Source organism: Alcanivorax sediminis (assembly GCF_009601165.1).
Classification (GTDB): Bacteria; Pseudomonadota; Gammaproteobacteria; order Pseudomonadales; family Alcanivoracaceae; genus Alcanivorax; species Alcanivorax sediminis.
Map to the genome: position 1 here is coordinate 1,848,100 of NZ_WIRE01000001.1, position 9,046 is coordinate 1,857,145.

The window sequence follows — 9,046 nt, forward strand, 5'->3', positions numbered from 1 at the left end:
AATAATATTAGCCGTTTGGGGCGGCTAAAGGACAAGGATCTGGGGGCAGAGTGTCTGTTTATCGCTACCGTGCGATCAATGCGCAGGGGAGGTTAGTGGCGGGTGAAATCCTGGCAGCAACCCCTGGGGAAGCGCGTGAGCGTCTGGTTGCCCAGTCGCTGTTGCCGCGTCAGGTCAGCCGCAAGCTGTTCGCCGCCCGTTCTGGCGGTAGCGCCGAATTACTGTTGTTTTCCCAGTCTCTTCATACGCTTCTACAGACCGGCAGTGAATTTCTGCCTGCCCTTACCATTGCTCATCAGCGCATGAAAGCCGGTCCGCTGGCGGAGTCGGTTGGTCGGGCGATTACTGATATCCGCGCAGGTCACCAGCCTTCCCAGGCGTTCTCCCGGGATGTTCACCTCTTCGGGCCGCTGTGGATTGCCGCTTTAAAAGCGGGCGAATCCTCTGGTGAGCTGGCACAGGCCATCGGGGCTTATGAAGAACATCTGGATCGCTCTCTGACGCTCAAGCGCAAAACCGTATCAGCAGTGACCTATCCGATTCTGGTCATGAGTCTGATCGTGGTGGTAGTGGGTGTGCTGGTGACGGTAGTGGTTCCCAAGCTAACGGCGGGGTACGCGAGCATGGGGACAGAATTACCCCTGGCGACGCGCTTGCTCATGGGGATTAGTCTGGCGACGCCCTGGTTGGCGTTGTTGGTGGTGGTGCTTGTTACGCTGGCGATACTGGTTTACCGATTCCGACTGTCTGCGCTTCAGCGTGCGCGAATGAAAAATCGCATTCTTTCCAGGCTCCCGCTACTGGGGGCCATTCGCTCGGATATGTTGACGGTGAACTTCACTGCGACCCTGGCTCTGTTACTCAAATCCGGTCTTCATGTGCATGACTCATTAGCGCAAATGGCGCGGATGGAAAGCGATGCCGACCTGGAACAACGCTACCAGTCCGCTTCTGCTGTTGTGGAAAAAGGCAACGGCGTTACCGAGAGTTTTTCACGGTTCGCGCTGTTGCCTGAGTCCGCGCTGCAAATGCTGGAAGCCGGTGAGCATAGCGGCGAACTGCAAACCATCCTGCAGCGTATCTCTGCATTTTATAAGGGCAGCCTGGATGTGGCCATTCAGCGTTTCTCTACTCTGGCAGAGCCGGTACTCATGCTGGTGATCGGCGTGGTGGTGGGGTTTGTCATGGTGGCGGTTTACCTGCCCATCTTTTCCATGTCACAGGGGCTGCAATGAGTACGGACAAGATTACCCGCCCCCTGGTCGCGGCCTTGATTCGCAAAGGGGCTTTGAAAGGGGAAACGGAAGGGCTGATAGGTATCGCCGGGGACAGCGGCCATCATCTGGTCTCCGAAGGGTTCGTGAGCGAGAAGGTGCGGCTGGAGACTCTGGCAGAGTTGCTGCATCTGGATTACATCGAGTTGCCGGTGGATTTCAGGATTCCAGAGGCGCTTTTGAACGAGCTCTCTGCCGAAACCATCAAGCAGCACCAATGCGTGCCGGTTTCGGATGAAGGCGGTGTTATCCGGGTCGCACTCGCTTACCCCTATGACGCGGGCATCGAAGACATAATTCACGCCAAAACCGGAGCGCCGGTGAAGCTGGCCCTGTGTGATCGCGAGCAGATTCAGGGAGTACTCAAACGCAGTAATCTGGATCGCCAGATTCTCCGTGATGCTTCTGTGGGGCTGAAGTCTGTTGCTGGCGATGGGCCAGATCGAAGCGGGATCGTGGACCTGGCCGACGACCATGACGACCCGGTGGTTAAACTGTTAAACCAGATTCTGGGCGATGCGACTCGCCGCCAGTGCAGCGATATCCATGTGGAGTCTGAGCCTGCAGGTATCGGCATCAAGTATCGTGTGGACGGTGTGCTGTTACCTTCCGAGCTCACTGTGGGTGACCGTTACGCCGATCAGCTGGTGTCCCGCATCAAGGTCATGGCCGATCTGGATATTTCGGAAAAACAGAAACCGCAGGATGGTCGCTTTCGCCTCAAGGACGGTAGCGCAGAAGTGGATGTGCGTGTGTCGGTGGTGCCCACCAGCCATGGTGAAGACGTGGTCATGCGTCTGCTGGATCAGCATGCCCTGGCCGGGAAAGACCAGACCCTTTCTCTGGAAGGGCTGGGGTTGAGCGATGCGGTGCTCAACCGATATCGAGAAAGTATTCATGAACCGTTCGGGCTGATTCTGCTTACCGGTCCCACTGGCAGTGGCAAGACTACATCCTTGTATGCCGCGCTGAATGAAACCAATACCGGATTGGAAAAAATCATCACCGTAGAAGATCCGGTGGAATATCAGCTGCCTGGCATCGTGCAGATTCCGGTCAACGAAAAGAAAGGGCTCACCTTTGCCCGTGGTCTACGCGCCATTCTTCGCCATGACCCGGACAAAATCATGATTGGTGAGATCCGGGATGCGGAAACCGCTGAAATCGCGGTGCAGGCGGCGTTAACCGGCCATCTGGTGTTTTCTACTGTGCATGCCAACACCACCCTGGATGTGGTGGGTCGTATTCACCACATGGGCGTGGATCGATACAACTTCGTCTCGTCCCTTAAATGCATTCTTGGGCAGCGCTTATTGCGCAAATTGTGTTCGCATTGCGCGAGCAGTCAGGGGCCACAGCCCCGTGAACGGCAACTGTTTGATTCCCAACGGCTCACACCGCCAGCGCAACTGCCGGTTGCCGTGGGGTGTGAGCATTGTGAGCACACTGGCTACAAGGGGCGCTTTGCGGTGGCCGAATTTATTTATTTCACCCCTGAGCTAAAGCAGATGTTCATTGATCAGGCCCCCTTTAGGGAGATCACAGCCGAACTGGAGAAACAGGCTTTTTCGTCAATGCGAACCGAAGCGTTAAAGCGCGTCGCAGCCGGTGAGACCACATTGGTGGAAGTGGAGCGCACTACCCAGAGGGGGATGCTCTGATGTGGCCGACTAAATCCTACAAGGCGTCCGTGTGTCTGGGACGCACTGGCGTGGCCGTCGCACTCCAGCCAGGCAAAGACTCGGAGGTGCAGGCTTCTGCGTTCTTCCCGGCGTCAGAACCCGTAAGCCCGGTGCAGCTTGAAGGCATCGCGTCGCTGATGGCAGAAGCACAGACCTGGCTGGCAGAGCAGGTGGGTCGCCAGTTCCTCGAGGTGTCAGTTTATGTGGCTGATCCTCTGCTGACACACCATGTGCTGTCACTGGAGGCCTGGCCAGCTTCACGGCGAGCCCAGGAAGAATTGGTGCGCTGGCGCCTCAAAGAGGAAGCCAGTCTGGATCAGGATGATCTTTGTGTGGTGTGGAAACGGTTCCCACAGACGGAAGGGGAGGGCGTCGCGCTGCAGGTCATGGCGCTCCCTGAACCGATGCGCGAGGCCATGGTCTCGAGTTTCCGTCAGTGCCATTGGCCGGTGTTGTTACTGACATCCCAGGCCATTGGCCTGAACCGCCCTGCCATGCATGACGTTGATAAGGGGCTGCAGCTGGTGATCAGTGATGATTACTGGCTGGCCCGCCACAGTGAAAACGGGAGGGTCAGCCAGATCCGTTGTCGCTGGTTTGGTCTGGATGATCAGGCACTGGAGCGTGAGATCGCACGCTCTCTGAATGTGGAAGGGGTGAGCCGCGTGCAGCTGGTGTCTTTTGAGCAGGCGAACGACAAAGCCGAGCGGGCAAATCAACAGTTTGTCGCTGCACTGCCGGAAGGAGAGCTGGACTACCTTCCTATCACCCAAGCTGACAAGCAGGGTGCTCCTGCACTGACACAACTGGCGGTCTGGTTTGCGGAGGGACGCGTATGAATGCGTTGAATTTTCAACAACCCGTTCTCCAGCTTCGTAAAGCCCTGCAGATACTGTTGCCGACTTTGCTGGCGGCTGCCGTCGTGGGCCTGATAGCCGCCGTAGTGCAAGGCTTCCTGCTGGAGCAGGAAAATGCGGATATGCGCCAGGCCATGGCCAGGCAGAAGGCGGCCATGGGGGAAGAGGCCATGGCCGTGGCGGATCTCGAAACCCTGCGGGATCAGGCGCGCCAACTGAACACCTTGATTGCTCACAAGGGTGAGCCGGTCGGCGCAGTGCTACAGGCTGTGGAACGGTCCTTGCTGGTGAATGTACGGATTGACCGATTCGAATATAGCGCCGCTAACGGCAGCGCCACATTGGAGGCGGCATCGCCGAGCACCATTAACCTGTCAGACTTTGTCAGCAATCTGGAAGCCATGCCTCTGTTTGATCAGGTGGTGGTGGCACGCCAGCAAAAAGATGAGACGGCCGAGGCGCTCAATCGTTATGAAATCCTGCTGACAGCGGAGGCTGCACGATGAGGGAGTGGGTATCTGCTGAACTGCGCCGCCCCCGGTATCGCACGTTGTGGTGGCTGAATGTGCTGGTATTGGCGCTGGCACTGATCGTGATGTTGGCCATTGTGTTGCCGCTGCGTGAGCAGTTGGTTGCCAACCAGGCGGCCAAGGCCAGTCAGTCCACCAGCTATGCCTTGTACCAGAAGCTTGAGGGTGAACGGGAGGAGATCCTGCGACTGCAGGAGCAATTGCCCGCGCTGGTGGAGAAACAGCAGTGGCAGGGATCGTCTGCGGAATTTTCGCGTGCGGTACTGGATGCGGGTACCCGGGCGGGCGTGGTGTTGCAGAAAGAGCTCAATGCCAGCCGCACCCGGGACGGCGCGCAGGTCTATTCCAAGGTGCTTAACTTCGATGCGGACTATGACACGGTGAAATCCTTTCTGAGCGAAGTGGCTGCCCTGGAGATGCTGGTGGTGCCATCACGCCTGGTACTCAAGCCCTCAGGCGATCAGCTCGCCGTTACCCTTGAGCTCACCGCCTTTGTGGAGGTGCGCGAATGAAGGACGTCATTGCCTGGGGGGGCGCGTTGGCAGCATTAGCCGTGTTGTTAGTGCTGCTGGTGATCAACACGTCGTCCGCGCCTGCGCTGACTGTCTCAGTGACGACGCTGGATGCGTCCAGCTTTGCGGTGTTCGCAGTGGACGCAAGCATCTCTGATCATGAAACTGCGGAGCCTCGCAACCCGTTCCGTTATGCCCCGGTGAGTGAGGAAGGCGAGTTTGATCAGCCCATCAGTGCCGAGCACCAGGCCAGCATGAATTTTCCCATGCTGGCGGTGGAAGGCGTGTTGTTGAGGCGTTCTGGCAAGCAGGCGTTTGTACGTTATGAATCCCACCGGCGAGCCGTCGCCGAGGGAGAAGAAATTGTAGATGGATTCACGGTGGCCGCCATCGACGAGGAAAGTGTCTTGGTGTCCAACCTGTGGGGGAAGAGTCGGCGTTATTACGTCATGCCCTGAGGCATTGCTGATAACGCAGTAGTGACAACATAGATCCGGCCCAAGCCGGACACAATGATTGGGAAGTCGAATGTTGAGGTTGTTAGTTCCTGTTGTCTGCCTGCTGGTGGCGGGGTGTCTGGCCCATGTGGAGATGGAACCGCCACTGGAAAACCCGGATGACTGGCTGCAGGTGGTCATGGATCACCGTGCCGCAGTCAATGCCTCTCCCGAGGATAGCTACGCGCGGATCAAGCTGGAAAAAGTCGAGCAGTCTGCGGCGGAGCATTATCTGGCGCTGGGGAATCAGCAGCTAGCCGAAGGCAATATGGATGAAGCGATTGCCGAGTACCGTAGCGGCCTGATTGCTCGCCCCAATGGCGAGCGGCTCAAGCATGCCATGGGCACAGCCCTGGCAGCCAAGGAAGCGCAGAGCCTGTATCAGCAGGCAGTTTCCTTCATCCAGCTGGATCGCTTTAATGAGGCAGAGGAACGCCTTGAGGATGCACTGGACCTCAACCCCCATCATGAGCAAGCTCGCGAGCGCCTCAGCTATCTGAAAAACCGCAAAGCCAATCTGCGTGAGCGCCGCTCTGTCTTTACCTCACAGGAAAAGATTTCTCTGAGTTTCAACAACACCGACGTGCGTGATGTGTTCATGTACCTGGCGGAGGCCTACAAGCTCAACGTGATTTTCGACAATGAGATCAGCGGGCAGCCGGTCACCATTCGGGCAGAAAAAGTCACCCTGAAACAGGCCGTGGATCTGTTATTGAGAGCGTCTAAAACCCAGATCAAACAGATCGGTTCCAACACCCTGCTGGTGGCACCGGATACCGAAGAAAAGCGGGCCGAGTATCAGGACCGCCTGCTGCGCACCTACAGCTTGAATACCATCAAGGCCGCTGAGATGGCAGAGATTCTCAAGGCCAGCCTTAGCCTGGACACGGTGGTCGTCAATGAGCATATGAATACCCTCAGTGTGCGCGAGACCGAGGACATGCTGCCGCTGGTGGAGAACCTGGTCATCGCCAATGACCAGCCCGCCGGGGAAGTGATCCTCGATGTGGAAGTGCTGGAGGTGGATCGCACCAAGACCGAGCAGTTGGGTCTGAATCTGGGTGAACAGGTAACGCTGGATTACCCCCAGTACACCGTGTCAGATTCCTTCCGTGATTCCGTGCTGCGCAAGGGCGTGGTGACCATTCCCACCATCACGTTCAACTATCTGAAGAAAGACGTGGACGCCACCATCCTGGCCAGCCCTTCATTGCGGGCAGTGGATAATCAGGAAGCGCGGCTGCACATCGGTGAGCGCGTGCCGCTGCGCTCTTCCACCATCCTCGATGCCACCGGTCAGACCCGCACCACCTTTGAATACCGCGATGTGGGTATCAAGCTGGAAGTGGTGCCGGACATCCATCTGGATGGCTCGGTGACGGCCAATGTGAAAGTGGAAGTGAGCGCGCTGGGCTCCAATGTGGGTACTCCGGATGAGCCGGCCATCAGCATCCTGACCCGCCATGTGGAAACCGGCATGCTCCTCAAGGACGGCGAAACCGCAGTGATCGGGGGGCTGATCCAGAGCATGGAGGGCAACAACAAGGCCAGACCCGTAGGGCTCGGAGAGATTCCCGGTCTGGGGCGTTTGTTCACCAATTCCAGCGATGAAAAGCGTCGCACCGATGTCATGCTCACCATCACCCCGCGCATCGTTCGCGCCCAGGCGTTGCCGCCGCATTCCGTGCGTGAGTTCTATGCGGGCAGTGGCAACCGGCTCAGCGCAAGCTATGGGCTCGCCTACATGCCCACCAATAACACCATTCGCATCGGCGATGCCTACAGCGGTCAGCGCCAACAGCAGCGCAGCGATGCACTGCCAGACGCTCCACAAGGAAAGGTGCTGGCGGAAGATTCGGCACTGCCGCCGTCCGGGACCCGCTTGCTGTTTACCGACAGCAAGTACCAGACGGCACCGGGCCAGGAAGTCAGTGTGGTCATGCGCGCGCAGTCACTCAGCAGCATCAAAGCCCTGCCACTGCAGTTCATGTATAACCCGGCTATGCTGGAATTCGTCAAAGCCGAGCCGCTAGCCGGCGGTACCTTGTCGGTGAGTGAAAGCGAAGGGCAGAAACCGGGCATGACCTCGCTGATGCTGTCGGGCACCCCAGGCAGCGCCAGCGGAGATCTGGTGAAGATCACCCTCAAGGGCAAGCAGGCGGGGATTTCCTATTTCATGTCCAAGCCCGCCGTGCTGGAAACGGCCAAGGGCGATACGTTGCCACTGGATAGCGTCATGTCCCGGGTACTGGTGAACTGAGTATGGCGGTGCGCGGGTTTTCCCTGGTGGAGATGCTGGTCTCGGTCATGATCCTCGGCATTCTCGCGGTGGTGGCGTTGCCGCAGTACCAGAATCAGGTGCGTCGCGAAAAGGAACAGGACCTGCGCGAGGCGTTACGCACCGTGCGTACGGCTATTGATGCTTTCCATGAAGACTGGAAGCAGGGTCGGATTCCGCCGGGTGGCCTGGCCAGTGAGAATGGCTACCCGGTGTCGCTGGCAGTGCTGGTGAACGGTGTGGACGCTGGCACACTGGAGGGTGGACGCCGTTATTACCTGCGTCGTGTGCCCCGCAATCCCTTTGCTGATCCGACCTTGCCGAATCTTGAGCAGTGGCAACTGCGTAGCTATCAGGATGAGCCAGACAATTCCCGTTGGGGACGGCAGGATGTTTACGATATTCGCGTTGCCATTGAAGAGAGCGCATTGGATGGGAGTTGCTACTGTGATTGGTAAACGCACCACGGCATCGAGTAAGGGCTTTACCCTGATCGAAATCCTGGTGGTCGTCATGCTGATCTCGCTGATGGCGGCCATGGTGGTGCCTGTGGTGTCGCATTCGGTGGAGATGGCCCGTGAATCGGCCCTGAAAGAAAACCTGCAAGTGATGCGCAAGGCACTGGATGATTATCTGGCGGACACCGGCCGTTATCCGCAGACACTGCAAGAGCTGGTCACCCGGCGCTACGTGCGCTTTATCCCGCAGGATCCGGTGCTTGATGAGACTGAGGCCAAGTGGACGTTGAGTTACGTGGAATACGCCGACGGCAGCCGCGGTGTCAGGGACATTCGTAGCAGCTCGCAAGCGCTGGCTGATGATGGTTCGCGGTTTGATAGCTGGTAAGGGGAGGGCGAGCAGACGTCATGCCGCAGGCCTGACCTATCCCGTGGTGCTCATCGCGCTCATGGTGATGAGCCTGCAGGCCATGACCGCAGTGCCCCTGTCGTCAACGCAGGCCCAGCGTGAGCGCGAAAGCGAATTGCTGTTTCGCGGTCAGGCCTATCGGCAAGCGATCCAGTCTTATTACTACGCGCTCCCGGGCGCACCTCAATACCCCGCCTCGATTGAGGATTTACTGCGCGATCCCCGTTTCCCCATGCGGCGTCATTTACGTCAGGCCTACGCTGATCCAGTCAGTGCGGAAGACTGGTTGTTGATACAGGCACCGGGCGGTGGCATTGCCGGTATTGCCAGCGCCAGCAACGAAACGCCACTCAAAACCGGCCACTTTCCTGCCGGTCTGGAAGTCTTCGAAGCCGCGTCGACCTATCGCGATTGGCAGTTTGTTTTTGTGCCTGGTACGTGAGTGCAGACCGAACAACGTTGTCGTGAAAAAGCATGACGCTATTCACAATTTTTAATAAGAAGATTGGCTTATAAAGCTGTCGCTATATAACTTTCGTGTAATCAAAA

The 9,046-nt window shown here is 57.8% G+C and carries 10 protein-coding genes; all 10 read left to right on the forward strand.

Annotated features, from left to right (window positions below; all coding sequences use genetic code 11):
- The first annotated feature begins 50 nt into the window (after positions 1–50).
- The 10 genes from GFN93_RS08420 to GFN93_RS08465 all read left to right on the forward strand — a co-directional run bounded on the left by GFN93_RS08420 (position 51) and on the right by GFN93_RS08465 (position 8,939).
- Positions 51–1,235 (forward strand): type II secretion system F family protein, encoded by a 1,185-nt coding sequence (locus tag GFN93_RS08420; RefSeq protein WP_153500512.1) that lies wholly within the window; start codon positions 51–53, stop codon positions 1,233–1,235.
- Entirely contained in the window at positions 1,232–2,935 is a 1,704-nt protein-coding gene (locus tag GFN93_RS08425; RefSeq protein WP_153500514.1) for a GspE/PulE family protein, read from the forward strand. The genes GFN93_RS08420 and GFN93_RS08425 overlap by 4 nt, the downstream gene beginning before the upstream one ends.
- Positions 2,935–3,795 carry a hypothetical protein gene (locus GFN93_RS08430; RefSeq protein ID WP_153500516.1) on the forward strand — a complete coding sequence of 287 codons (861 nt, stop codon included), beginning with the start codon at positions 2,935–2,937 and terminating at the stop codon, positions 3,793–3,795. Before GFN93_RS08425 ends, GFN93_RS08430 begins: the two co-directional genes overlap by 1 nt.
- Entirely contained in the window at positions 3,792–4,319 is a 528-nt protein-coding gene (locus GFN93_RS08435; RefSeq protein ID WP_153500518.1) for a hypothetical protein, read from the forward strand. The genes GFN93_RS08430 and GFN93_RS08435 overlap by 4 nt, the downstream gene beginning before the upstream one ends.
- Complete coding sequence (locus GFN93_RS08440; RefSeq protein ID WP_153500520.1) at positions 4,316–4,855, forward strand: hypothetical protein; 540 nt, start codon at positions 4,316–4,318, stop codon at positions 4,853–4,855. The genes GFN93_RS08435 and GFN93_RS08440 overlap by 4 nt, the downstream gene beginning before the upstream one ends.
- On the forward strand, positions 4,852–5,313 hold the full coding sequence (locus GFN93_RS08445) for a hypothetical protein (RefSeq protein ID WP_153500521.1): 462 nt from the start codon (positions 4,852–4,854) through the stop codon (positions 5,311–5,313). Before GFN93_RS08440 ends, GFN93_RS08445 begins: the two co-directional genes overlap by 4 nt.
- Before the next feature lie 70 nt (positions 5,314–5,383).
- Entirely contained in the window at positions 5,384–7,612 is a 2,229-nt protein-coding gene (locus GFN93_RS08450; RefSeq protein WP_153500523.1) for a hypothetical protein, read from the forward strand.
- A 2-nt stretch (positions 7,613–7,614) separates the two neighbouring features.
- Positions 7,615–8,088 carry a type IV pilin protein gene (locus GFN93_RS08455; RefSeq protein ID WP_153500525.1) on the forward strand — a complete coding sequence of 158 codons (474 nt, stop codon included), beginning with the start codon at positions 7,615–7,617 and terminating at the stop codon, positions 8,086–8,088.
- On the forward strand, positions 8,063–8,476 hold the full coding sequence (locus GFN93_RS08460) for a type II secretion system protein (RefSeq protein WP_153500527.1): 414 nt from the start codon (positions 8,063–8,065) through the stop codon (positions 8,474–8,476). The genes GFN93_RS08455 and GFN93_RS08460 overlap by 26 nt, the downstream gene beginning before the upstream one ends.
- Complete coding sequence (locus GFN93_RS08465) at positions 8,448–8,939, forward strand: type II secretion system GspH family protein (protein WP_208993728.1); 492 nt, start codon at positions 8,448–8,450, stop codon at positions 8,937–8,939. The genes GFN93_RS08460 and GFN93_RS08465 overlap by 29 nt, the downstream gene beginning before the upstream one ends.
- Positions 8,940–9,046: the final 107 nt, after the last annotated feature.